The sequence below is a fragment of the Ferruginibacter paludis genome (assembly GCF_030409685.1).
Taxonomy (GTDB): Bacteria; Bacteroidota; Bacteroidia; order Chitinophagales; family Chitinophagaceae; genus Ferruginibacter; species Ferruginibacter paludis.
The window spans coordinates 348,101-372,375 of record NZ_JAUFQJ010000008.1; the positions used below are offsets into that span (position 1 = coordinate 348,101).

Below are 24,275 nucleotides of genomic sequence, written 5' to 3' on the forward strand. Positions count from 1 at the left end.
TCACTTTTTTTTACTGATGACTTTTTTGGGCGCAACTTTAACTTCTGCGATTATAGCTTTACTAAAATTGCTTTTCCATAAATCATATCTTTTATATTGTTGCTGTAAACGTGGCAAAAACAACTTCCAGTTCCGCTGATTTTTGGGACTCCAAAGCACTTCACTCAACGCACTCATGCGAGGGAAAATCATGTATTCAATTTTTGGCAGATTGGTAATATATTCTGTCCATAAATTGGCCTGGCCGCCCAGAACGTGTTTGGCCTGCTCCGCATTTAATTCTTTTGGAATCGGCTCGTATCCGTATACTTTTCCCAGTGGCAAAAAACCTCCGATGGTAAGTGAATCATCTTTTTCAACCTGTGCATGATCAAAGTAAACCCATCCGCCCGGCGTCATAATAACATCATGATTTTGTTTGGCCGCATCTATGCCTCCCTCCTCTCCACGCCAGCTCATTACAGTTGCATTGGGAGCTAATCCTCCTTCCAGAATTTCATCCCAACCAATAATTTTACGTCCTTTGCCGTTGATATATTTCTCCATTCTCTGTACAAAATAACTCTGCAATCCATGCTCATCTTTTAAACCCTCTGCTTTTATTCTTGCCTGGCAAAGCGGGCATTTTTTCCAGTTGGTTTTCGGGCACTCATCGCCACCTACATGTATGTAAGGTGAAGGAAACAATTGCAGCACTTCATCTATTACATCCTGCAAAAATTGAAAAGTCGAATCTTTGCCGGCACAAAAAACATTGTCAAACACACCCCAGGTACCCTCCACTTTGTAGGGGCCAGTGCCAGGGCACCCCAGCCAGTTGTAGGACGTTAGCGCAGCTTCTGCATGGCCGGGCATTTCAATTTCAGGCACAACAGTTATAAACCTGTCTGCGGCATATTTAACTACTTCTCTTATTTCATCCTGGGTGTAAAATCCTCCATGTGGTGTATTATCATTTCCTGTACCCGGGAAATGGCCAATGATGGTGTTGTTGCGGGTGCTGCCCACTTGTGTTAACAACGGGTATTTTTTTATTTCAATTCTCCAGCCCTGGTCATCCGTAAGATGCCAGTGGAAATAATTCATTTTATGCAGGGCGATATAATCAATATATTTTTTTACAACTGGTAAAGGAAAAAAGTGACGACCCACATCCAGCATCATTCCCCTGTAATTGAATCGCGGCGCATCAGCAATGGTAACAGCCGGAATAGTTAATGCGTTACTCTTTGCGACAGGCAGTAATTGAATGAGGCTCTGAATACCGTAAAAAGTGCCGGGATAAGTATCACCTGTAATGGTTACACCGGAAGATGTAACCATTAGAGTATAAGCATCAGATGACGGTTTTTGGATAAATTTCCTTGTATTAAGCCTTATGTAATTATGTTGCGCACTGTTGCTTTTTCCTAAGGTAAATCCATACACACTTTGCAGATAAGTAGTAAAAAAATCAGCTGCCTTTTCTTCCTCAGCGTCTTTAGCTACAATAACAGTTTTTGCATTTATGATAAACTTCCCCCCCGTTTGTTTAACACTTACTGGTTGTGGAATAATGCTTACCGGCTGTGCAAAACCTACCAGGCCTGCAATGATCCAAATTGTGAGAAAAAGAAATGATTTCATAATTCTAAAATGCCTTGTTTTTTTTATTAGTTCAATCTTTAAATTCATACAAACCAGGATACAACTCCTGCGATTGTGATGATAATTATACAGCATAGCTGCTAAACCCCTTCTGTTACCTGCATGATTTATCACACAAAAACTGCTTATCACCAGGCCAACTGTTGTAAATGGTAAAGATGACAATTGGTGTTAATAATCGTCGCTTCAATTTTATCGCTTGCTGACATAATATTAACATTGAACCCCACCTGTTGCACTACCAGCAACACTTTAATCAATTTCGCCTGGTAGCAGCGTTACTTCTTGTGCTCCACCAATAATAAACAGCTTACTTATACGCAAGCACAACATGCTTAATATTTTTCCTATCGTATGTATAAGTAATGTGCACCTTTCCGTCAGTTGTTTCTATAATAGCTGGATAACTAAACTCTTCGCTTGTGCCATTTTCAAGCACAATAACATCTTTCCAATTCAGCCCATCTTTTGATATAGCTACATGCAGTTTTTGACGACCATTTGACCACTCTTTTCCTTTGGTTGCAGGATTGTATACAAGCATTTGCACGCCGCTTTTTAAGGTAACAGCATCAATACCTGAATTAGGATTTGGCAGCTGCGTAAGCGAAAATTTACTCCATGTTTGTCCGTTATTATTTGACCAGGACTGTACTATTTTATCCTGGTTACTTCTGCAAAGCATCTGCAGGCGTTGATGCGGATACAATAAAATAGTTGGCTGAATTACCCTGAATGCATTACCCGTGTCCACGGGAATCAGCTGCCAGCTATTGCCCTTGTCAGTTGACTTTTCGATGTACACTTTCCATACATCATTTTCTTCTTTGCTTGATGGGGAGAATATCGTGCCATCCACCAGCTGTACCGGTTTATTTTTTATTGGCCCCAATATTCCGTTCGCAAGCCGCTCCGGCAAACTCCAGGTTGCGCCGCTATCATCTGATGTTTTGACCATGCCCCACCAATTGAACGGCCTGGGGCCTTCCTTATAAAATAAAAAAAGTTTTTCCTCTTTGCTTTTGAATAAAACCGGGTTCCAGCAGGGGTAACGCAGGGTATCATTGATAATGCCATCGGCTATGACTGCAGGCGCAGTCCATTTATCATGATCGCAAGTGGCGAGCCAGATGGTAACATCTTTTTCTCCTTCGCCGGTTCCTGCAAAAAATGAAGCCATCAATTTGCCTGGAGCCACTTCCGCGATTGTTGAGGCGTGGCACTCCTGAAAGACCGGATTTTGAACAATCATTTCACTTCGCAGGACCCGCCACCTGGCCTGGCCAAAAATGCTACAAAAGGCAGTGAAACAAAACGCAATGGTTAAGACGTACTTTGTCATTTTAAAGGATAACAATTTTTGATGAGAGGTCAAAATTTTGAGTACCAAGTACTATATTAACAAGTGGCCTGTATTTCTTGAATGCCCTGTTTTTATAATATATAGTTTATTTCAAAATTCTTTAATTCTCTTGATAAAGATATCGACTTTCACAAATTTTTTAAAATGTTTTTGTAACTTACTTAACAATTTTAAAACTTTAGATGTATTTTTAGCTAAAAAAATATTTATTTGGCATAAATAATATCATCACTGGAATTCTTAACGATATTGGTATTTCCTGCCAACTAAATAGTAGTCTGGGCAGCAAATAACTTTTCTAGCACACTAAAATTTTTTTCAATGCGGGCTTTTAAATCAGAAATATCCAATGCGCTCGACAGGCAGATTGCCATCATGGAAAGGAAATTTCCATATTTTGATTCCAAATTTCACTACCATCCAGAGCTTGAACTTATCTATATTAAAAATGGAAAAGGTAAAAGAATTATTGGCGATAAGCTGGATACGTTCTATAGCGGTGATATTTTTTTTATAGGTTCAGATTTACCGCATGAAATCATCAACGATGAAGAGTTTTCGAAACATTCAACAGAGGGGTTATCGCATGCTGTGGTAGCCTATTTTAATAAAGACGTTTTTTCCGATGGTTTTTACAATTTAAGAGAATGCAGCAAAATTAATACGCTGATAAAAAAAGCCAGCCGCGGAATTAAAGTGATGGGTAAAACCAACAAGGTTGTGGCAAAAAAAATCAATGCGCTTCTAAACAAAAAAGACTTTGAACGTATTATTGGATTGATCGAAATTCTTCACATCCTCTCTACGTCTGATGAACTGGACTATTTTGTTTGTGAAGGGTATGATAGCAAATTAAGTGATAATACCGCTGACAGGTTAACGAAGGTTTTTAACTATGTAAGTGCAAATTTTAGCGAAGACATTACTCTTGAAGCCATCGCCAAAGTAGCTAACCTTACCCCGCCAGCCTTTTGCAGAATGTTTAAACAAAAAACAAAACTCTGTTTCTTCTCTTACCTTAACGAAATAAGGATTTCAAATGCCTGCAAAATACTTACTGAATCCAGTTACAACGTTTCAGAAGTAGCCTTCAATTGTGGCTACAGAACGCTTTCCAATTTCAACAAATTTTTTAAAAAATCAACCGGGTTGTCACCAAAGGCTTACCGGGAAAAGGCCTTAGCATAACAATTATGAAAGGGCATTGTATTAATTACCAATAAATATTTATTTAACTGTAAAGCTTTTCTTCAAAATAAAGTCGCTGGAGTTTTTGCCAATGCAGATTGTATAAGTGCCTTTATTCAGCTTCCATTTATGTTCCTTTAAATCCCATTTTTGCAAATCTGAAACGGGGATTTTTATATCTGCTGTCGCTGAACTTGCTTTGGCAACGGTAACCCTTTTAAACGCTTTCAATTCCTTTATGGGCATCCTTTCCAGGTTTGGATATTCCATGTACACCTGCACCACTTCGTCGCCATCAAAATTGCCTGTGTTATCAACATCAATGGCTACACGAATGCTATCGGTTACTTTATATGCAGCCAGCGGTTCCAGTTTCCATTTATAATCAAAACTGGTATAGCTTAATCCGTATCCGAAAGGATATTGAACAGGGCCGTTAAAGTAGCGGTAAGTGCGGCCTTTCATGGCGTAGTCCTTATAATTGGGAAGATCTTTCAGCGATTGATAAAATGTAAGTGGCAATCTTCCAGACGGATTTACATTCCCGAACAATACATCCGCCAAAGCAGCGCCACCCTGTTCCCCGGGATACCAGGCCAGTATGATTGCATCAGCGTAAGCATTGATGGCTGTGATGTCCACAGCGCTTCCTGCATTCACTACAACTACAATCGGCTTCTTCGAAGCTGCTCTTAATTTTTTTAAAAATGCTATGTGTGCTGCCGGCAAACTCATGCTGGCCCTGTCACCACCCGAAGCTGATAAAAACGCATCCCCTTCTTCACCTTCCAGCAGCGGCGTTAAACCAACTACCGCAATCGTAATATCGCTGTTTTGAGATACCCATATGCCACCAAAATCGGTTGTGTCTGTATAATCACTTCCCTGGTCGTATTGCACTACAGTGGCTGGCCCTGCGGCTTTTGTGATGCCCTCGGCCACCGTTACTATATTGCCCGACATGCCATGGTAATTACCCACCATGGCTTCCAGCGAAGCAGAGTTGGCGCCGGTTACTAAAATGGATTCATACTTATCTTTTGGCATTGGCAATACGCCGTTGTTTTTAAGCAACACCAAACTTTGTTGTGCCGCCTTTCGGGACAAGGCCACATGATAATCATTGTGCACACTGTCTTCCGAAAACCTGGCGTAAGGATTGTCTGACGCATTAATATCAAACATTCCCAATTTCATCTGCGTGCGCAGGATGCCGCTGAGGGCAGTATCTACATTGGCTTCCGTTAACAGGCCTTTACTAATTGCGCCCATTACATCCTGCTGCAAAATACCACCACACTCCAGGTTGATACCAGCCTTAATTGCCGCTGCTGCCAGTTCTTCTTTGGTTGTTTTTACGCCGGGGATATTGATGATATCTGACAGGGCACCGCAATCGGTCACCATGTGCCCTTTAAAATGCCACTCGTTTTTTACAATATCCGTGATCAGTGTTTTGCCCGTACAGCAAGGCTCACCGTTAACGCGGTTATAAGCGCACATCACCGCTTCCACGTTGGCATCTACCAGTTTTTTAAAAGAATATAAATAGGTTTCCCGGAGGTCTTTTTCGTCAACAACGGCGTCAAAATTATGACGATCCGCTTCCGGTCCGCTGTGTACTGCGAGGTGCTTGGCACAGGCTGCTACTTTTAAATAATTCGCATCATTTCCCTGCAGGCCGGTTACATAAGCAGTACCCATTTTTGACGTCAGCAATGGATCTTCCCCGTAAGTTTCCTGCCCCCTGCCCCAGCGTGGATCACGAAAAATATTGATGTTGGGCGACCAGAAGGTAAGCCCCATGTACCAAAGATGACGGCTCATTTTTGCAGCCAGGTTATACTTGGCCCGGGCCTCTGTTGAAATTATCCCTGCTTCTTCTTTCAATAAATCATCGTTGAAGGTAGCTGCCATGCCAATGGCCTGCGGAAATACCGTGGCCTCGCCTGCCCTCGCAAGGCCGTGCAACGATTCGTTCCACCAATTATAGGCAGGTATTTTTAAGCGCTCTACCGCAGGACTTGTGTTGCCCAGCATCGCAATTTTTTCCGGCAACGTGAGGGCATGCAACAAGTCTTTTACCCTTGCTTCCTTTGGTGCTTTTTCATCCCTGAATAAAGGTGTTTGTGCATTAGTGTTATCACAAATAATAACAACTATGGCAATGCATGCAATCGGTTTTATAAGCTTCATGAAATACATTTTACACTGTTTTAAAATTGCCTTTTCTATTTTATATAAACCAGCTGCTCCGCTGTATTCCAACCCTGCAATGAAACCTGTGGTTTGGCATTTGCTGCATTGGGCGTGTATTCCAGCGTAATTGTTTTTGTTTCGCCGGGTAAAACGGATACATAATTGTCGCTGTAAAATACCGGTAGTATTCTTTTTTTAGTGGCAGAATTTACCAATGAAATACGGTTGAAGAATGAGACTGGCCCGTTGGCCGGATTGCTGATGGTAACTGCGATTTTATCAGCTCCCTGTTGCTTTGCTTCTATTGTTGCCGCTGCGGTTTTTATCTGCTGTAAACCGGTATATTTTTCTTCGTTGTTTGGCAACCAGTAAAAATTATCACTTACAATTTTCTTGCTTATATCCAGCAAACGCAACGATAAAAACATGCCTTTATCTTTTCGCAAACCGTCAATGGTTTCCTTGATTGGAATATAATTTTTAACCGATGTTGGCTGTGCTTCGGCAAATACCTGCGTTAGCAGATTGCCTTTCCCATCCATATCATAGGTTTTAATTTCCAGCATCAGGTCGCGGACTATTTTAAAGCCATTGTTTTCAATCATCACCATACCGGTAACGGGATTGTACATTACGTGCACCTGCTCCCCTGCCGTTTTTAATCCATACAAACAGGCGTTGGGGTCCAGGTAATAATCATACATCTGTCCCCGTAAAGCTGTCCATGGATTTTGGGTTTTCCAGATGATGACACCGGTGTACCAATCCCACATGTGTGCCGAAAATCCTTCTATTAAACCACGGTACTGATCGTAGTTGACCAGCTGTGCTTTTAAACCAAAATCACGCACGTCTTTCACAGCTCCATAAGGCGCAATAAACTGATCGTAGCCAATGTATTTATGATAGTCCCAAACGGAATCAGGCTTGCCCGGGAATTGTGGTGCTACCATGTTTTCTTTTGGCAGAAATCTTTCCAGCGATTCGTAATCGCCTACACCAACAGAACCAACTTCGCTGTTAAATGGAAATGTTTTAAAACCCCAGAATGTGTTGATGTTTTGCACGCCGTATGGTCCGTCGCCGTTGCCTCCCAGCGTATTCGCCGACATGCTGTCGCTGTTGGAATAATCATAAAAATAACGGGTACGGTCTAGCTTTGGTAAGATGGAATCTTTCAACGCTGTAAAAATATCTTCAGGCGGTGTGATCTCATTTCCACCGCAATAAAAGGCCAGTGAGGGATGACTGCGAATCATTTTAATCTGATCTGCAATTGATTCGAGCACGAGTCCATGATCATCCGGATACTGGCGGCGTGTCCACTGATCTTCTTTCTTCATTGGGTCAAGCCACCTGCCGTTGCAATCGCCGGAAAACCAGAAGTCCTGGAACACGAGCATGCCGTATTTATCACAGGCTTCATAAAATTCCGGGCGCTCCGTTAATGAACCGCCCCAAATTCGGATGAGGTTTAAATTCATGTCGCGGTGAAAATGTATCTCCGCATCATAGCGCTCTTTTGTAAAACGCATCATCGCATCAGAAACTATCCAGTTGCCGCCTTTTATAAATATTTTCTGGCCATTCACGATTGTTTCCCTGCTGCCCGTGTGAGCGTTCCATCCTGTCTGAATTTCACGGATACCAAAGCTGATGTCTTCCTTATCCAGCAAGGCTTTTGACTTGCTTATAAACTGTACCTGTATTTTATACAACGGTTGATCGCCGTAGCCGTTGGGCCACCATAATTTAGGATTCTTTAAAGTGTAATCCGGTAGTTGAAATTCAGCAGTAGCTTTTGGCTGAAGTATAATGTCTTTTTTAATGGTGGTGCCGTCGAGCGTGTATTGAAGCGTGCCCGCAAGCAACGTGCTGCCCGGGTTTTCAATTTCTGAACTTACTTTAATGATGGCTGGTTGCTGCGAAGCACCGGGTAAACGAACACCGGGCACCAACGTAACAACGTTTGAATTTTTAAGATTTACGCTGATGGTTTTTTCGATGGTTACTTTATCCCAGATGCCGGTGTTACGGTCTCGGATGGGTTGTATCCAGTCCCAGCCTGCGGTGTACTGGTTGGTTGCATTCCTTGCTATCTCGCCATCGCCACCCTGGCCGCCGTTTGGGTTGCCGACAACATCCGGCGGATATACAATCACTGCCAGCCTGTTATTGCCATCTTTTGAAAGGTAAGCTGTAATATTATAAGTCTGCCGCAGGTACATACCCTTGTGCGTTTTTTTGTTCACCTTATGGCCGTTTACAAACACATCACAGCCATAATTTACTCCCCTGAAGTTTAACCATACCTGTTCATTCGCTGAACTGATCTTTTCTTTAAAATTGTTTACAAACCAGTAGGTATAGTAGTCGCGACCGGTTTGATAAATATCAGGAATGTACTGGTTGTTCATTCCATAAAAAGGATCGGGTACCTGCTTATTATTCAGCATGGTGGTGAGCACAGTGCCCGGCACTGTAGCAGGCAACCAGCCATTTACGGCAAAGGAAGGTTTTGAAATTTCTGTACCGGCTTGTTTGGTTGCAGCGATGGGCGAACAGAACCAGCCCGTGTTTAATTCATACTGATCCTGCGCTGTTAGCTGAACAACAAAAAACAACATGCAACATGCAGCGGCGATTGATTTATTCATTAAAAAATTATTTTGGTTTTTATAATTGCTGAAGCATTTTTATTTATTGAGCCACTGCATTTGTTGTTGCTCATGGTTTTATTTGTACAAGTGAGTGACACAAGAATGCTGCTATGAAAAACAACTGCTGGTAAAAACCATTTACTTAAACAAACAAAAGTACAGCTCTTCCCGTCCTGGAAATTATACAATCAATTGCTGCCCGATGCTGATGCAGGCCATGTTTCAGGGGCACTGCCAAACTGTTTATTAGGCGCTGAACCCATGGTGAAAACCAGTGTTCCTCCTTTTAATAAAGTAGTATGATCTATATACGTTTTGTTATAATCCTTGCCGTTTAACTGCACGCTTTGAATGTAAAAATTATTGGCCGACCTGTTCTTTGCCTGCAGCAACATGGTTTTACCTGAGGGCAGTTGCATCCGCACTTCGTCCATCATGGGCGTACCAAAAACATACTGACCGCTGCTGGGGTTACCGGGATAAATGCCCATCATACTCCACACGCCCCAGGCACTCATCTGGCCGCAATCTTCATTGCCTGCATAACCATCCGGCTGATCGCGGTACATAGAATCCACAATCGTCTTCACCCGCTCCTGTGTTTTCCAGGCATCGCCGACAAAACTGTACATGTAAGCAATGTGATGACTTGGCTCGTTGCCATGGGCATATTGGCCAATCAAACCGCTCACGTCGGGTGATTTATTTTCGCCTTTTATTTCTGAACTAACGGTGAATAAAGAATCGAGTTTCAGGATGAATTTTTCTGTGCTGCCATGGGCTTTTGCCAGACCTGTTACATCGTGCGGTACAAAAAAAGAATGCTGCCAGGCATTGCCTTCGGTGTACATGGCTTTCTTTTCATCATGCTCTGAAAGGTAGGGATCAAAAGGCGTTACCCAGGTTCCGTCTGCATTTTTTGCACGGATAAAACCGGTGGCCGGATCAAACAAATTTTTCCAGGATGCCGACCTTTTCATGAAGGTTTCATAGTCTGCGGTTTTGCCTAATTTTTTTGCTACCTGTGCAATACACCAGTCATCATAACTGTACTCAACCGTTACCGTTACGCTGCTGCCATATTTATCCTGCGGCACATAACCATATTGCCGGTAAAAATCTGTACCGCGTATGTTTTGCATAGCAGATTTTTTCATGGCTTCAAAAATTTCAGCTGCGTTAATCCCTTTGGTATCTTTTAAAATCGCATCGGCCAGTACTGGAATGGCATGATAGCCGGTCATAGTATTCGTTTCCCAGGTGCTCAAGTCCCAGATAGGCAACAGGCCATTTTCTTTATAAAAAGCCATCATGGTATTGATGAAATCGGGTATGCGCTTAGGTTGTGTAATGGAGAATAAAGGATCTTCTGCACGAAAAGTGTCCCACAACGAAAACTCTGTATACCTTTGCCCCTGCTGCATTTTAAGTACTTGGCCTTTTACATTCTGACAAGTTCCATCTGCATCTGAATACAATGCCGGAGCCATACAAGTGTGATATAACGCGGTGTAAAAAACTTTCTTTAATTTTTCGTCTGTTGTTTTAACCTGTAATTTTTTTAGTTCGCTATCCCACTTTGTTTCCGCAGATGCTTTTACACTGTTGAAATTCCATCCCTTAATTTCTGACAATGCTCCAAGGGCTTTATCAGTACTTACACAAGAAAGCGCCACTTTCAATAAAAGCGTTTTACCATTTAAAGATTGAAACACCAGTTGCGAAATGCTCCTGGTGCCTTTTGTTTCTTTGCCTTTTACAGATTTGGTTGCTTCGCTCAACAGCAGTTCTTTTACTGGAACAGAAGTGCGTGCGGCAAAATAAATGCGCTGCACATTGGCCCAGCCTTTTGAAAAACGGTAGCCAACAATGGTTGAATCATTGAGTTGTTTGATGTAAGTTCCGGTTGGTGTATCCCAGTTGATATGAAAGCCAAGATCGAAACGCAGCACCGGTGTGGCTGTGGCGGGAAAACTGTATTGATGCAGACCGCATCTTTCTGTTGCAGTAAAAGCGGCCTGTATGCCATTGTCTAATTTTACCTGGTAAAAACCGGGGCTTGCATTTTCATTGGCATGACTGTATTTTACCTTATAATATTCGCCGGGCTGTAAGATATTGGCGGCGGGCATCACAGAAATATCACACCAGTCTCCAATGCCCGTACCGCTTAAATGCGTGTGGCTGAATCCTTGTATGCTGTCGCTGCTGTAATGATAACCACTGCACCAGTCCCAGCCGTTTTCGCCGTTATCCGGACTTAACTGTACCATGCCGAATGGCACCGTTGCGCCCGGATAAGTATGGCCATGGCCGCCGGTGCCAATAAAAGGATCAACGTATTTGGTAAGTTGTTGTGCGTTGCTGGTGACAACAAAAAAACAGGTTGCCAAAAGTAGGGGTAAATATTTTTTTTGTTTAACAGGGTTGAACCGGGATAGATACAACATATGGATATTTTGAAAAAAAGAATTGTACAAAATTATACAACAGGTATATTATTTTCTGATTTTGCTGCCGATGGCTGCATAATATAAAATAAACAGGTAAATAGGTATTAAGATAACGTAGGCATGCTGCGGACTGAGTACATCTGCCAGCCGACCATAGATTAATGGAAGTACCGCCCCCCCTGCAATGGCCATAATCAGCAACGAGGAACCTACTTTTGTAAAACGGCCTAAATCTGCAATTGCCAGCGGCCATATTGCCGGCCACATTAGGGAGTTGGCCAACCCCAGCAATGCTATAAATAATACTGAAGTATATCCCGTTGTGAGTATCGCAATGATAGAAAAGACAACCCCAATGATGGCAGAGAATTTTAATGCGGTGCCTTGCTTTAAATACTTTGGAATAGCGATGATACCGACAATGTATCCAACTATCATTGCGATTAAAGTGCAAGTGGTAAAGAACTTAGCTGTTGATAAGGCTATGCCCTGCGAAGCGCCGTAACTGATGATGGTATCACCGGCCAATACTTCTGCACCTACATATAAAAACAACGTCAACACACCCAGCATAAGGTGCGGAAACTGGAACACGCTTGTCTTGCCGCTATTGGCTTTTGCCACTGCTTCGTCTTCATGCTCTGTATCTATCTCAGGCAGGTGAGAAAAATTAATTGCAATGGCAAGAATTACCAATACCACTATAATACAGATGTATGGTAATATCACTCTTGCGGCAAGTTCATTTAGTTGAACTGCTTTTTCGGCAGCACCCATAGTAAGTAGGCGCTCTTTTAAAACATCCGCATTTTTTAAAGTAATAGCGCCAAGCACAATGGGAGCGATAGAACCTGCCACTTTGTTACAGATGCCCATGATGCTGATTCTTTTGGCAGCACTTTCCCTTGGACCAATGATGGTGATGTATGGATTGGAGGCAGTTTGTAAAACAGCGAGCCCGGTACCCTGAACAAATAAACCAAGCAAAAATAAACTGTATGTCCTGGTCATTGCGGCCGGAATAAAAATCAAAGCGCCTACAGCCATAACACCCAGCCCCACTGCCATTCCTCTTTTAAAACCTGTTGCCTTTAACACCCGTGCAGATGGAATGGCCATTACGAAATAAGAAATGTAAAATGCGAATGCAACCAGGTACGACTCAAAATTATTGAGCTCGCAGGCAATTTTCAGGTAAGGTATCAGCACGGAATTCAGCCAGGTGATGAACCCGAAAATAAAAAACAGGGAGCCGATAATAATAATCGGACCGTTATTTTTTGCGGGTGTGGTAAGGTTGGTTGAAGGCGTGTTCAAGGTTGCTGTATCAGCCATTTTTTTTGTTTTAGTATGCAGTTATAAAATAGTTGTAAAACATTTTCAGATGGAAGGGAATTGATCTTTAAAGATAAGAATGCTTACACTGTTTTATTATGCAAACGCTTGTCTTGTTTATTGCGGTTAATTCTCTATGGTCTACATTGTGCTGCCGGTGAATGAAAAAGCCAGTGCAGGGTAGTGTTTTTTACTTTTATATACCGATTTTGGCACCAGCACATTTACTACGCCTTTTGCTATTACCCATTTCACGCTCTCACCGGTTTGCAGCCATTTCATCTTGCTTCCTTTTGCCGGCAGGTTGGTTGTCCATTGTATAGTGGCCGGAACGGGGGTTCCTTTTTCCAGGCAAACAAGGGCATATTGAGTACTGCCTGTTTTACTTTTCGTGAACCAAATATTTTTCTCGTTGTAGTAAGGAGTTGTGCGGGTGGCATAAATAGCGCTGCCATTCACTTTCATCCACTTCCCTATTTCTTCCAGTCGCTCCGTAGCGCTGTCTGGAAATGTACCGTCAGGTTTTGGGCCAACCCCTAATAATAAGCTTCCGCCCTTGGCTACCACTTCAATCAGCGTATGAATAATTTTTTCAGAAGATTTAAACTGGTCGTTCGGAACATAGCCCCAGTTATTGGCGAGCGTCAAACAACTTTCCCACGGATGATCCAATTGCTTTTCGGGAATTTTTTGTTCAGGTGTCTGGTAATTTTCGTATGGTCCGTGAACTGTCCGGTCAACAATCAGTAAGCCCGGCTGCGCAGTTCTTGCCATGGCAGCAATGCGTGGCATGTCGATGTCCTGGCTCCATGCCGGTATGGCTGCACCCCAACTGCGTACTTCTTCGTTCACAGTTTCCAGCGGACGAACCCAACCTCCATCGAGCCATAAAATATCCATAGAACCATAGTCGTGCATGAGCTCGCCGATCTGGTTATAAGTAAAGTCTTTAAATTTATTCCACCGCCAGGGAAACTTACGGATATCATAATTCGTGTTTCTATCGGGCGTTGCATATTTCGGCCACCAGAAATTCTCAGAGTGCCAGTCGGGTTTGGAAAAATAAGCGCCGATCATAAAATCATTTCTGCGAAAAGCATCAAAAACAAATTTAGCTACATTGGCTTTGGGATTGTCTTTAAACGGACCAGCGGATATTTTGAAATCAGTTTGTTTTGTATCAAACATGTTGAAGCCATCATGGTGTTTAGTGGTAAATACCACGTATTTCATTCCAGCATCTTTACCTGCTTTTGCCCATTGATCGGGATCAAATTTTACCGGGTTAAAATCTTTTTGCAAGCCCCAGTACCAACTTTTATACTCCTCGTAATGCGACGTGCTATCCCGCTCAATCCAGTCTTCGTTGCAGATAGACCATGATTCAATGATGCCGGGCACGGCATACAATCCCCAGTGGATGAGCATTCCAAATTTTTGATCCTGCCACTTGTCTAATTTTGCTTTTACGAGCGCATCTGTTGGCCACTCGTACGTTACTGATTGAGGATGTACGTTTGGTTGCGCTTTGGCCAATAATACAACAGATAAAAAAACAGTCACAAAAAACAGCCGGTGTATTCTTCCTTTCATTGTAAAACAGGTTTTATTTATTTATGGAAACAACCGCTGTAAATGCAGACCAGAAGAAACCCGCTGATTGATCCCTTTGAGTTTTGCCTGCCTGCAATCTACACCATACAAAGGCATTAATTATAGCGGCGTCAATTTAGTCACAGGATTCATTAAAATACTGTAATAGGTAGTTGGTCATAGATTTTGCCCAAATAAAAAGACTGTCCGCTGTTGTTACCTGTTTGTGGCGTTATACGTGTATACGACGTATCCCCAGGGTTCTATCTTCCAATCTTTACCACTCAGCGGCTCCTTTATACCCATGAATACATTGTAAGGTTTTCCAAACAAGCGTTTATCTGTCACCCTTACCGTTTGCTCTGTTGATGAAAGGTTTAAAATCACCAGCACTTTATTACTGCCCTTTTCCCGTACATAAGCATAAAGCGCTTTATCATCTCCTGCATTGATCTTTCTAAAAGCTGCATTGGCGGATAAAGCCGGATTATTTTTGCGGAGGTTCAATAAGGTTTTATAAAAAGGTGCCCGCAGATACTTGTCAAAAACGATTGGATCTTTTTCAAAGAATTCTAACGGTCTCAATACAGGCTCTTCCTGCCCGCTATAAATCTCCGGAACACCGTTGTACATCGTTTGCGTGAACACAGCAAACGGAGCATGTACAGCACCGGGAAATACACCATAATCTGCCTTGTTCCAGCTGTTCTCATCATGATTACTGGTAAAGTACATTTGTATTTCATTTTTGGCAAAGGCAGTGTCGGCATAGTTTTTTACGCTATCCAGTGCAAAGGCCGGCCGTTCGCCGGCGGCCACTTTAATCATCATGTGAAACATATCCCATGGATACACGGCATCAAAACCACTGCGGCTCAGATAAGGTTTATCTCCTTCTGCCAGCATAAAAATATTATTGTTAATCTTCTTTAACTGGCTGATGCATTTGCTCCAGAAAGCGCCAGGCACATTCCAGGCTACATCACAACGAAATCCATCAATACCGGTTTTGGCAAGCCAATATTTCATACAGGCAATCATACTATCCTGCATTACCGGGTTGTTATAATCCAGTTGCCTGGTATCCGCCCAATCCACCGCTATGGCCGCATTACCATTGGCATCCTTTACAAAAAAATCGGGTTGCTCCTTTAACCAGTGATGATCGCCGCCTGTATGATTGGGCACCCAGTCGATAATTACTTTCATCCCCTTGGCGTGTATTGTTTTAACCAATTGCTTCCAATCGGTGATGGTACCAAATTCAGGATTAATGGATGTATAATCGGACACCGCGTAATAACTGCCCAGAGTGCCTTTACGGTCAATCTTACTGATGGGATTGAGCGGCATAAACCAGAGTGTTTGCACGCCCATTTTCTTTAACCTGTCAAGATGTTTTGCAAATGCGTTAAAAGTTCCTTCGGACGTGTATTGGCGAATGTTGACCTCATAAATATTTCCCTGCATAATCCAGGCAGGATGTCCATTTATTTTAGCAGAAACCGCCACATTATTGGCTGGTTGCTGAGCTTCCGCTACAGTAAAGAGCATACCACTCAGCACAAAAAGGCAAAAATATTTTTTCATTTTGAAGTACATTTTATTAAAAAGCTAAGGTAGATATTTTGAGGCTGTCAACCACCAACTAAACACTCCCATGTGCCAACCCTTACCAGTAAACCCGTTGTCATTAATGCCGGGAATTATCCGGAGCTGCCTGAAACAATCTTAACGTACTGCTTTCTGGCATAGAATTTACAGCAATAGGTGAAATGTTTATTATGACACAAGATAACAAGGACAAGACTATACAACCGGCTGAACTTCCGCAAAGCGAAGTTTTTATTAAGAAGGAAATTTATCAGCAAAAGCAACCGGCAGATACCGGCTTGCCGTTGGATGAAGACCTGAAGGAGGAAGACAGCACTGCAAAAAATAAAAAGGAAAATGAAAAAGTTAGTAAAGAGGAAGGACTAAATGAAGACGCATCTTATGCCACGGCCGGTGCTTTTGAAGGCTTTGAAAATCATTCCAAATAAAGCCAGGTATTCAGCGACCGTTTATTTTACAACAGTTAAAAATTCTTACAGCTGATATGCGGGTGCTTTCCACACCTGTTACCTCCTATAAATCAAAATCAGGGGGTATGGTTTAACTTTATATCTTTATCGCACAAAACAATCTGCTGGCAACCTTGGTACCCTGTCCACAAGACCGGGCAACGTGATAAAAGATTAGACCATTATGATTTTCAAACGCTTTTCTTTGGGGCTTCTATGGCGCATTGTGCTGATCATTTTTTTGTCCGCCGGACTTGCGTACTGTTTGACACAATTGTTCCAGGCAAAAACAGAAGTGATTTACTGGCTCAGTTGTGCGTTGCTGTTTGGCGTTATCGTCTACCGCGGTTTCGATCTGTATTATTATTCCAATGCCACTAACCGTAAACTCGCCCGCTTTTTTGACTCTATTCAATATGATGATTTCAGCATCAAATTTTCTTCGGACAATACTTTTGGAAAAAGTTTCCAGGGACTGAATAAACAATTTAATAAAGTACTGGAAGCCTTTAGAAAAATAAGGGCGGAGAACGAAGCGAGCCTTCATTTGGTGAACACAATCATCCAGAATGTGCAAACAGGTTTGATGTTGTACGATCAGTACGGCCGAATAGAACTCAGTAACGGCGCGGCCTGCAAGCTGCTGGGTTTTTACCGGCTTAAAAATATTGCGGAATTAAAAGCCAATCATGCGGAACTGGCAGAAAAGCTGCATGACACAACCGATAAACATTTTTTATACCAGGGCGCTAATGGTTTACAGGTGTCCGTCAACATTGTTTCCATCCGGCTTGGTGGCCAAATAAAGAACCTTGTTTCGCTGCAAAACATACAGCCTGAAATGCAGCAAAAAGAAGTGGAAGCCTGGCAGAATTTAACCCGTGTGCTGCGCCACGAAATCATGAATTCGCTTACGCCTATCTTGTCCCTTATTGGAACGATGAAACATATAGTGGACACAGAATTACCCGCCACTGCCAACGACAATGGCGCCAAAGGCGATTTGCAGGAAGCGCTGCAAACCTTGGAAAGCCGTGGCATCGGCATGATCAATTTTGTGGATGGTTACCGCAGTTTCACCAGCATTCCTTCTCCTTCTTTTGCAGAGGTACAAGTAGCCCCGCTGATATTACAGATCATGAATCTTTTACAGCCTGAAATGGTTGCGGCCCATATATCTTTTTCTGTTGAAAGCAAAGCAGGCGATCAATTGGTGCAAGCTGACCCGGAGCAACTTTCTATGGTACTTATTAATTTAATAAAAAATGCGAAAGAAGCCCTGGAACATACCAAAGATGCTTTGATACACATTACTACCTATACACAAAATCAATGGGTTTTTATTGACGTTACAGATAATGGCCCCGGTATAGAACCGGAAGCCCTGGAAGATATTTTTATTCCATTTTTTACCACTAAAGAAAATGGTTCCGGCATAGGCCTTAGTTTATCAAGGCAAATTATACAGCAGCACGGTGGTACCATTAAAGTAGTGTCGCAGGCAGGAAAGGGAAGCCGGTTTACAGTACAATTAAAAATAAAAATGCCTGCTGGCAGCACATAGCTTCTGTAAAGCAAATAAGGTATTGCAGGTGAGGTATATCCTGAAACCAAGCCCCTTTTTACGAAAGATGGCCTCGTTTTCACGAAGCCAACTGCGCTGTTTTTTATTATTACAGGAAAATTATTTTACCGTTCCATTATTGATGTACTTTACCTGGATAGATTTAGTAGTATCCGTTGCGCCACGTAAGCCTGTTAATAAAACCGTATAAACTTTAGATTCATCTACTGCAATTGTACGGGTTGCGGCAACACTATCACCGTTGCTGATTTTAACATCTATATTTCCTGCACGTATTTTTGTGAAAGGAGATATAGTGCCAAAACTTGCATTGGCGTTAACGATGTTGCTATCGCCGGAAGAAATAGTAACCATCGGCATATAGGCTGAATCTGCTATAGCATTAATAAACCTCACATATGCCTGACCGGGTGAAACTGTAAGACTGTTTAAAGAATCGTTAACCAATATGTTGCGGTAATTTCCACCTTTACCCACTGTAAAAACGGAGTAATACATACTGTCAACAAAATTGCCAGTGCCGGTAGCCAGTGTGGAATCATTTCCGGGATTTACAGATTTCACTTCCTGCGACCCAACGCCAACAGCCAGGTATCCCCCGGTGAATCCATTGTAATTCAGGGGTGCATTGGTGAGTCTCTTACCGGAAACCACAAAACTTACCGCATCTCTATCAGGGGCCAGGTTAAACGCCATCAGTCCGGCTGAGGGTGTCCGTATATTGTTATTGTTATCGCTTTTTTTACAGGCCGAAAACGCAACTACCATTAACAGCAAAGCTGCTGCATAACTCGTTATTTTTTTCATACACAATTTAAATTTGTTGAATTAATGCATGAGAAAAAACAATGCCAGCAGTAGTAATTTTACGATTGTTTGCGTTCTGTTAACAGTTCCTTTTTATCAAGAATATAAAAAAAAATTGATTGGAATTTTGACTGCGTAAGTAGGTCAGATCGCCTCGTCCACGAGGTATAAAATGGATTCATAATTTTGGTCTACTGCAGCCGACATCGCCATTTCACAGGTTTTGGTAGTTGAATAATATCCGTCAAATTTCAGCGCCCGTATTTCACTGGCTTCATGGTTGGTAGCGGAGGCTGTTAAAGCTGGAAATAAAAATCCGCGATCGCCGGCCATGCCACAACAACCCGTATTTTCAGGCACTGTTACTGTTGCAGCAAAGTGTTTGGCTACTTGTATAAATTTAGCGGTGGTTTTCATTTTTTCTAAAGAACAAACGGGGTGTAACAATATGTTCGCTTTTTTATGCTGCACTACCGCCACGGGTAAAATAATACCGTGTAAAAAATCAACACTGTCAAGAATGGTGAGCTGATCGAATTTTTGTTTGTTTTCTTCTGAAAGCAACGGGCGAATGTGGTGCAGTGTGTAAGCGCAGGAACTAACATCAATAACTACTGAAAAACGACCACCTTCGCTGCTTTTATATAAGTTTTCAGCAATGGCATTCGCCGTAAATGCTGCTGCTGCGCTAAAACCTTTGGAAGAAAAAATCTGGCTGCAGCAACTGCCGCTTACATTATCCAACATCTTCACTGCAACACCTGATTTAGAACAAACGCTGATAAAGGTTTGCAAAATATTTTTTTCCTTTCCCTGGTAAGTACCCAGCATCCTGGATATGCAACTTGGAAAATATATAATAGTAGTTGCTGCGCCTGTAACAGGAACATTCATTTTCAATACCTTCAAATCTGGCGCAGCATTTATCTGCGCTGACCACAATGGCATTGCAGGAAAAATTTTTTTTACTCCTCCCGTTAGCTTTGTGAGCGTATTTTTTCCCAGCAGATGATTTATGCCTGTGCCTGATTTTAAAGCAATACGCAGCAACCTTTCTGTAAACTTAAAATGCTTTGCAACAAACAAGGCCACCCTGTTTGCTTTAGCGCTGTGATTCTCTCTCCGTAAACGTTTCACCAGGTCACCTGTATTGATATCAACCGGACACGCTGTGGCACATAGCCCGTCTACTGCACAGGTGTCCATCACATCATATTCCGATTGTTTTAGCAACAGGTTATAATTTACTGTATCACCGGCTGACTGTAGTTTTTTTAAGGCTCTCCTTATTACGATTCTGCGCCTTGGCGTAGCCGTTATATCGCGGCTCGGGCATTTATGTTCGCAGTAACCGCATTCAATACATTTGTCTACTTCTTCTTCCACTGCGGGTAACTCTTTCAGGTTTTTTATGTGCGCATTTTTATCGTCATTAATAATTACGCCGGGGTTTAAAAGTAAGTTCGGGTCAACCGCCAGTTTTATTTTTTTCATGATCTCATACGCTTCATTACCCCACTCTGTTTCAACAAACGGCGCCATATTGCGGCCCGTGCCGTGTTCCGCCTTTAATGTGCCGTCGTATTTTTTCACTACCAGTTCTATCACTTCCCGCATAAACAAATCATACCGGGTAACTTCTGCTTTTGAGTTAAAAGATTGGGTAACCACAAAATGAATATTCCCGTCTTTGGCATGACCGAAAATGATGGCGTTGTTATAATCATACAATTCAAATAATTTTTGCAAATCAGTAATGGCGTTGCCCAATTGCTTTACCGGAAAAGCAATATCTTCCAGTATCACCGTTGTACCACTCGCCCTCACTGCACCAACTGCAGGGAAAAGCCCTTTTCTTACCTTCCACAAAAATTCCCTTTCTGCATCATCACTTGTAAATACGGGCGCATTGTACAATTCAAGCGAAGGCGTTGAAAGCAAAAATTCGCTCACCCTTTCTTCCAGGGCTGTCCAGCTGGCCTCCTGAAATTCGATCAGCAAAGCTGCCGCCGTATCCGGCAGGTTTCTTACAATGGCAGGCATCCCATCCAGATTTTCAACTGAACGCAATGAAGCCCTGTCCATCAATTCCACCATGGCAGCACCTGCATTCGTCAGCGGAACAATTGCTTCGCAGGCGGCTTTGATTGTAGGAAAATACAGTAGTGCTGTCGATTTAAATTGCTCGTCAGGCACAGTTTGTAAAACGGCTTCTGCAATAAACGCAAGGGTTCCTTCTGCACCAATTAACAGGTGTGCTAAAATATCCAGCGGATGTGTATGATCAATAAACGCATTCAATGAATACCCTACTGTATTTTTTGTCTGGTACTTTAACCGTATCTTTTTATACAATAATTCGTTTTGACAAATTTCATTTTTTATTGCTGTCAGGGAATCGGATAAATGTGAGCACTCTGTTTCAAAGCGGCTATAGTCCGCCTTGTTTTCGGTGCTGAAAGTATTTCCATCAGGTAAAACAAAACGTATAAATTTGGTGGTGTGATAAGAATTTAATGTTACTCCACAACACATGCCACTGGCATTATTCGACAGGATGCCGCCCATCATCGCAGCGCTGATGCTGGAAGGATCAGGACCTATTTTTTGATTGTATTTTTTTAAATGGGCGTTAACCATGGCTCCCGTAATGCCTGGCTGTACACGAACTAATTTACCATTATCTTCTACTTTTATATTTCGCCAGTGCTGACTTAAATCAACCAGTATACCGTCAGTTATAGATTGACCGGAGAGACTGGTACCACCTGTGCGAAACACAAGAGGGATTTTATTCTTTTGTGAGAATTGAAACAATGAAATGATCTCTGCTTCGCTGATTGGTTGTACTACAGCCTTTGGTAAAAGGTGATAAAATCCTGCGTCTGCTGCAAATGATACAAGATCGATGTACCTGGTTTTTACGCGGTTCTCAGGGATGATAGTCTTTAATAATTCAATCATATTTGCTTGTCCACTATTTAAAAAAGCAAGATAGTCGTGTTTTATTATCCGCCGGATTTTTTGTAAAGAAATATTTTAAAAACTATCTCCCGTAAATCATTATCTGATTAAACCCTTTCAAGAGAATAATGATGTATCGGGAAGCGGTAATTCTTCGCCTGTTCTGTTTACTGATCATTATTAAGTAATTTTCCGGCTCTTATCATTTTAAAAATGGCCAAGCCAATAAACCATGCAATCAAAAATGACCTGTCACTCTGATACCGGAAAAATAAAATCGCTGTTTATAAAAAAAGTTCAGCAGGCCTTACTCAACGATGCCCACATTGAACAGCATTGGAAAGAATTGAATTTTCTCAGCAAACCTTTATTGGATGAAGCGGTAGCGGAATATGCCGGTTTTGAAGCGGTTTTAAAAAACCTTGGAGCAGATATTTTTTATTTTCCTGAAGATGGCACAGTGAATATGGATTCGGTTTATTGCCGCGATGCAGCTGTTGCAACCGACGGCGGGATGATTCTTTGCAATATGGGTAAGGAGGCAAGAAAGCAAGAGCCGCTGGCACAGCAAAAAGTATTTGAAGCCAATGGCATAAAAATATTGGGCAGCATTTCAGCCCCCGGTACTTTAGAAGGCGGCGATGTTGCCTGGCTGAATGAACACACCCTGGCCGCCGGCCATGGTTACCGAACCAACGCTGAAGGTATCCGCCAACTTACTGCCTTGCTGAAACCTTTGAATGTGGAAGTAATTACAGTGCCATTGCCACACTATAAAGGCCCATTGGATGTATTTCACCTGATGTCAATTTTAAGCCCGGTTGATACCAATCTTGCAGTAGTATATTCACCGCTGATGCCGGTAGTGTTTCGTGAGTTGCTGATACAACGCGGTTACGAATTGGTTGAAGTGCCCGACGAAGAATTTGACAGCATGGGCTGCAATGTGCTGGCATTGGCGCCCAGGGATTGCTTGATGGTTGATGGTAACCCAAAGACAAAAGCTGCCCTTGAAAAAGCCGGTTGTAAAGTAACTGTGTACAAAGGCGAGGAAATAAGTGTGAAAGGTGGTGGCGGCCCTACCTGTTTAACAAGACCCATGTACAGAGTTCAATAAATATTAATCACAAAGATAGCCGGGCAGTTTAATCGGCGTGTTATCGGGTGCAAGTAACGTAACATCCAACGCAACCTCCCTGAAAGTTTCATAGTTAAAAAAAGCAGGGGCACCCATACTCACCAATGAATCAATGCGGGATTGTCGCTGCCTTGCGTACTGGCAACACTGTCTGATTTGTTACATGAACTGAATAAAACCAATTACATGCGGTAAGACGGACTAGCCGGAATAATTTTGATAGGGGGTATTTCATAATGGGTAGAGACTATTGTCCGAAAAATGATTGTTTAAATGTTGGTGTAGCATTTATATAAATAACTGACTACAGCGGCGTAGCATTTAAACGGGACAAAAAAACTATTATTTTTCCCCTGAATTTTTATAGAATTAATATTACAAACCCATCACAGATTGCCGACATAGTTTTTTAGTCAACTTCTACCGGGAGGATTATTCAATGTGTTCGTTAGTCGGTCAACGATCTCACAATAAACTTCTCTTGAAAAATCTTTTTCAAGAGGATAAGGAAAATTTATACCCTTTGCAGTTAAATTAAAAAATGATACAAGCTGTCTTTAAGATGTACCCTTTTCATTCGCAATTCATTCAGGTGTTCATCTGTTGTAGCTTCGGCACCGGTTTCAATGCGGTGAATCTGGCTGTCTGCAGCATTGTATTCTTCCTGGAGTTTTCTAAAACGGTTGCTTCCTTTTTGGAGCGCTAAAATTTTTTCCCTGTGTCCGGGAAATTCATGTAACAGATCGTGACTTTCCATGATGGTTATTTTTTACGAATCTATCTTTTTGCTGGCGCAGGCAAATGAGGAATAACAGTTTAACACATGATATTTATCAGACAGGTTATTACAAAAGATACATAAAAACAAGAAGTACCCTGCATATTGTTACACATACCGGTACCACTTGTTTGTTGAATACATTTTCAAAAGCTTTATTAGCCCTCCGCCTTCTCCTCTCCTTTTTTGCCCATTTCAACAATGTCGCCGTCGGTAAAAAGAATGGCTTTCAGCGTTGTACGCCAGACTTCTTTTTTGCGCAATAAAAATTCCAGGTCCATGCCAAAATGCTTCATTTCTTCCTTCTGTGCATTTTCCATAATTGCTTTTGCCTGCCTGTCTTTCTCAAGTGAAATCCGTTGCTCGTACCAGCCAATTGCTTCGGCTTCTTCTGTTAATGAAGTAATCATCCTTGCAAAAGTTCTGGCATCATCGGATAATTCTTCCGGTGGCTCGTGATACTGATCAAATCCCATAGTTATAAATTTTAAGCGTGATAAAA

Annotated in this window: 16 protein-coding genes; 4 read left to right on the top strand and 12 right to left on the bottom strand. The window is 42.1% G+C overall.

Annotation, left to right across the window (positions count from 1 at the left end):
* On the bottom strand, window positions 1-1,626 hold the full coding sequence (locus QWZ08_RS16840) for a beta-N-acetylhexosaminidase (protein WP_290338665.1): 1,626 nt from the start codon (window positions 1,624-1,626) through the stop codon (window positions 1-3).
* A 331-nt stretch (window positions 1,627-1,957) separates the two neighbouring features.
* Window positions 1,958-2,989, bottom strand: a complete 1,032-nt coding sequence (locus QWZ08_RS16845) for a sialidase family protein (protein WP_290338666.1) — start codon at window positions 2,987-2,989, stop codon at window positions 1,958-1,960.
* A gap of 342 nt (window positions 2,990-3,331) precedes the next feature.
* Between QWZ08_RS16845 and QWZ08_RS16850 the strand changes: the two genes are divergently transcribed.
* Window positions 3,332-4,198, top strand: coding sequence for an AraC family transcriptional regulator (locus tag QWZ08_RS16850; RefSeq protein WP_290338667.1), 867 nt, complete (start codon window positions 3,332-3,334; stop codon window positions 4,196-4,198).
* Window positions 4,199-4,237: 39 nt separating this feature from the next.
* Here QWZ08_RS16850 and QWZ08_RS16855 read toward each other — a convergent pair whose 3' ends face one another.
* From QWZ08_RS16855 to QWZ08_RS16880, 6 genes are all read right to left on the bottom strand, one after another.
* The gene (locus QWZ08_RS16855) at window positions 4,238-6,394 is read right to left on the bottom strand and encodes a glycoside hydrolase family 3 C-terminal domain-containing protein (protein ID WP_290338668.1); all 2,157 of its coding nucleotides are present in this window, start codon (window positions 6,392-6,394) and stop codon (window positions 4,238-4,240) included.
* Between the two features lie 35 nt (window positions 6,395-6,429).
* On the bottom strand, window positions 6,430-9,054 hold the full coding sequence (locus tag QWZ08_RS16860; protein ID WP_290338669.1) for a glycoside hydrolase family 2 protein: 2,625 nt from the start codon (window positions 9,052-9,054) through the stop codon (window positions 6,430-6,432).
* Window positions 9,055-9,245: 191 nt separating this feature from the next.
* Complete coding sequence (locus QWZ08_RS16865) at window positions 9,246-11,450, bottom strand: GH92 family glycosyl hydrolase (protein WP_290338670.1); 2,205 nt, start codon at window positions 11,448-11,450, stop codon at window positions 9,246-9,248.
* A gap of 105 nt (window positions 11,451-11,555) precedes the next feature.
* Window positions 11,556-12,845 carry a sugar MFS transporter gene (locus tag QWZ08_RS16870; RefSeq protein ID WP_290338671.1) on the bottom strand — a complete coding sequence of 430 codons (1,290 nt, stop codon included), beginning with the start codon at window positions 12,843-12,845 and terminating at the stop codon, window positions 11,556-11,558.
* Between the two features lie 141 nt (window positions 12,846-12,986).
* Entirely contained in the window at window positions 12,987-14,438 is a 1,452-nt protein-coding gene (locus QWZ08_RS16875; protein WP_290338672.1) for an alpha-L-fucosidase, read from the bottom strand.
* Window positions 14,439-14,654: 216 nt separating this feature from the next.
* Window positions 14,655-16,028 (bottom strand): alpha-amylase family glycosyl hydrolase, encoded by a 1,374-nt coding sequence (locus tag QWZ08_RS16880; RefSeq protein WP_290338673.1) that lies wholly within the window; start codon window positions 16,026-16,028, stop codon window positions 14,655-14,657.
* Window positions 16,029-16,222: 194 nt separating this feature from the next.
* On the opposite strand from QWZ08_RS16880, the gene QWZ08_RS16885 reads away from it, so the two are divergent.
* Both QWZ08_RS16885 and QWZ08_RS16890 read left to right on the top strand, forming a co-directional pair.
* On the top strand, window positions 16,223-16,480 hold the full coding sequence (locus QWZ08_RS16885) for a hypothetical protein (protein ID WP_290338674.1): 258 nt from the start codon (window positions 16,223-16,225) through the stop codon (window positions 16,478-16,480).
* A 205-nt stretch (window positions 16,481-16,685) separates the two neighbouring features.
* On the top strand, window positions 16,686-18,065 hold the full coding sequence (locus QWZ08_RS16890; RefSeq protein WP_290338675.1) for a sensor histidine kinase: 1,380 nt from the start codon (window positions 16,686-16,688) through the stop codon (window positions 18,063-18,065).
* Window positions 18,066-18,185: 120 nt separating this feature from the next.
* Here the strand turns inward: QWZ08_RS16890 and QWZ08_RS16895 are convergent, their stop codons facing one another.
* The gene (locus QWZ08_RS16895) at window positions 18,186-18,893 is read right to left on the bottom strand and encodes a DUF4397 domain-containing protein (protein WP_290338676.1); all 708 of its coding nucleotides are present in this window, start codon (window positions 18,891-18,893) and stop codon (window positions 18,186-18,188) included.
* Between the two features lie 144 nt (window positions 18,894-19,037).
* Window positions 19,038-21,857 (bottom strand): FAD-binding and (Fe-S)-binding domain-containing protein, encoded by a 2,820-nt coding sequence (locus tag QWZ08_RS16900; protein ID WP_290338677.1) that lies wholly within the window; start codon window positions 21,855-21,857, stop codon window positions 19,038-19,040.
* A gap of 244 nt (window positions 21,858-22,101) precedes the next feature.
* Here QWZ08_RS16900 and QWZ08_RS16905 point away from each other — a divergent pair, with 244 nt between their 5' ends.
* Window positions 22,102-22,974 carry a dimethylarginine dimethylaminohydrolase family protein gene (locus QWZ08_RS16905; protein WP_290338678.1) on the top strand — a complete coding sequence of 291 codons (873 nt, stop codon included), beginning with the start codon at window positions 22,102-22,104 and terminating at the stop codon, window positions 22,972-22,974.
* A 550-nt stretch (window positions 22,975-23,524) separates the two neighbouring features.
* On the opposite strand, the gene QWZ08_RS16910 is transcribed toward QWZ08_RS16905, so the two are convergent.
* Together QWZ08_RS16910 and QWZ08_RS16915 are read right to left on the bottom strand one after the other, a co-directional pair.
* The gene (locus tag QWZ08_RS16910) at window positions 23,525-23,752 is read right to left on the bottom strand and encodes an HP1242/YdcH family protein (protein ID WP_290338679.1); all 228 of its coding nucleotides are present in this window, start codon (window positions 23,750-23,752) and stop codon (window positions 23,525-23,527) included.
* 179 nt (window positions 23,753-23,931) lie between these two features.
* The gene (locus tag QWZ08_RS16915; RefSeq protein ID WP_290338680.1) at window positions 23,932-24,249 is read right to left on the bottom strand and encodes a ferritin family protein; all 318 of its coding nucleotides are present in this window, start codon (window positions 24,247-24,249) and stop codon (window positions 23,932-23,934) included.
* Between the last annotated feature and the right edge of the window lie 26 nt (window positions 24,250-24,275).

Coding starts and splice junctions, on each gene's coding strand:
- QWZ08_RS16850 (WP_290338667.1), top strand. CDS start 3,332: ATGCGGGCTTTTAAATCAGAAATATCCAATGCGCTCGACAGGCAGATT.
- QWZ08_RS16880 (WP_290338673.1), bottom strand. CDS start 16,028: ATGAAAAAATATTTTTGCCTTTTTGTGCTGAGTGGTATGCTCTTTACT.
- QWZ08_RS16915 (WP_290338680.1), bottom strand. CDS start 24,249: ATGGGATTTGATCAGTATCACGAGCCACCGGAAGAATTATCCGATGAT.
- QWZ08_RS16905 (WP_290338678.1), top strand. CDS start 22,102: ATGACCTGTCACTCTGATACCGGAAAAATAAAATCGCTGTTTATAAAA.
- QWZ08_RS16875 (WP_290338672.1), bottom strand. CDS start 14,438: ATGAAAGGAAGAATACACCGGCTGTTTTTTGTGACTGTTTTTTTATCT.
- QWZ08_RS16845 (WP_290338666.1), bottom strand. CDS start 2,989: ATGACAAAGTACGTCTTAACCATTGCGTTTTGTTTCACTGCCTTTTGT.
- QWZ08_RS16885 (WP_290338674.1), top strand. CDS start 16,223: ATGACACAAGATAACAAGGACAAGACTATACAACCGGCTGAACTTCCG.
- QWZ08_RS16860 (WP_290338669.1), bottom strand. CDS start 9,054: ATGAATAAATCAATCGCCGCTGCATGTTGCATGTTGTTTTTTGTTGTT.
- QWZ08_RS16900 (WP_290338677.1), bottom strand. CDS start 21,857: ATGATTGAATTATTAAAGACTATCATCCCTGAGAACCGCGTAAAAACC.
- QWZ08_RS16910 (WP_290338679.1), bottom strand. CDS start 23,752: ATGGAAAGTCACGATCTGTTACATGAATTTCCCGGACACAGGGAAAAA.
- QWZ08_RS16870 (WP_290338671.1), bottom strand. CDS start 12,845: ATGGCTGATACAGCAACCTTGAACACGCCTTCAACCAACCTTACCACA.
- QWZ08_RS16895 (WP_290338676.1), bottom strand. CDS start 18,893: ATGAAAAAAATAACGAGTTATGCAGCAGCTTTGCTGTTAATGGTAGTT.
- QWZ08_RS16855 (WP_290338668.1), bottom strand. CDS start 6,394: ATGAAGCTTATAAAACCGATTGCATGCATTGCCATAGTTGTTATTATT.
- QWZ08_RS16890 (WP_290338675.1), top strand. CDS start 16,686: ATGATTTTCAAACGCTTTTCTTTGGGGCTTCTATGGCGCATTGTGCTG.
- QWZ08_RS16840 (WP_290338665.1), bottom strand. CDS start 1,626: ATGAAATCATTTCTTTTTCTCACAATTTGGATCATTGCAGGCCTGGTA.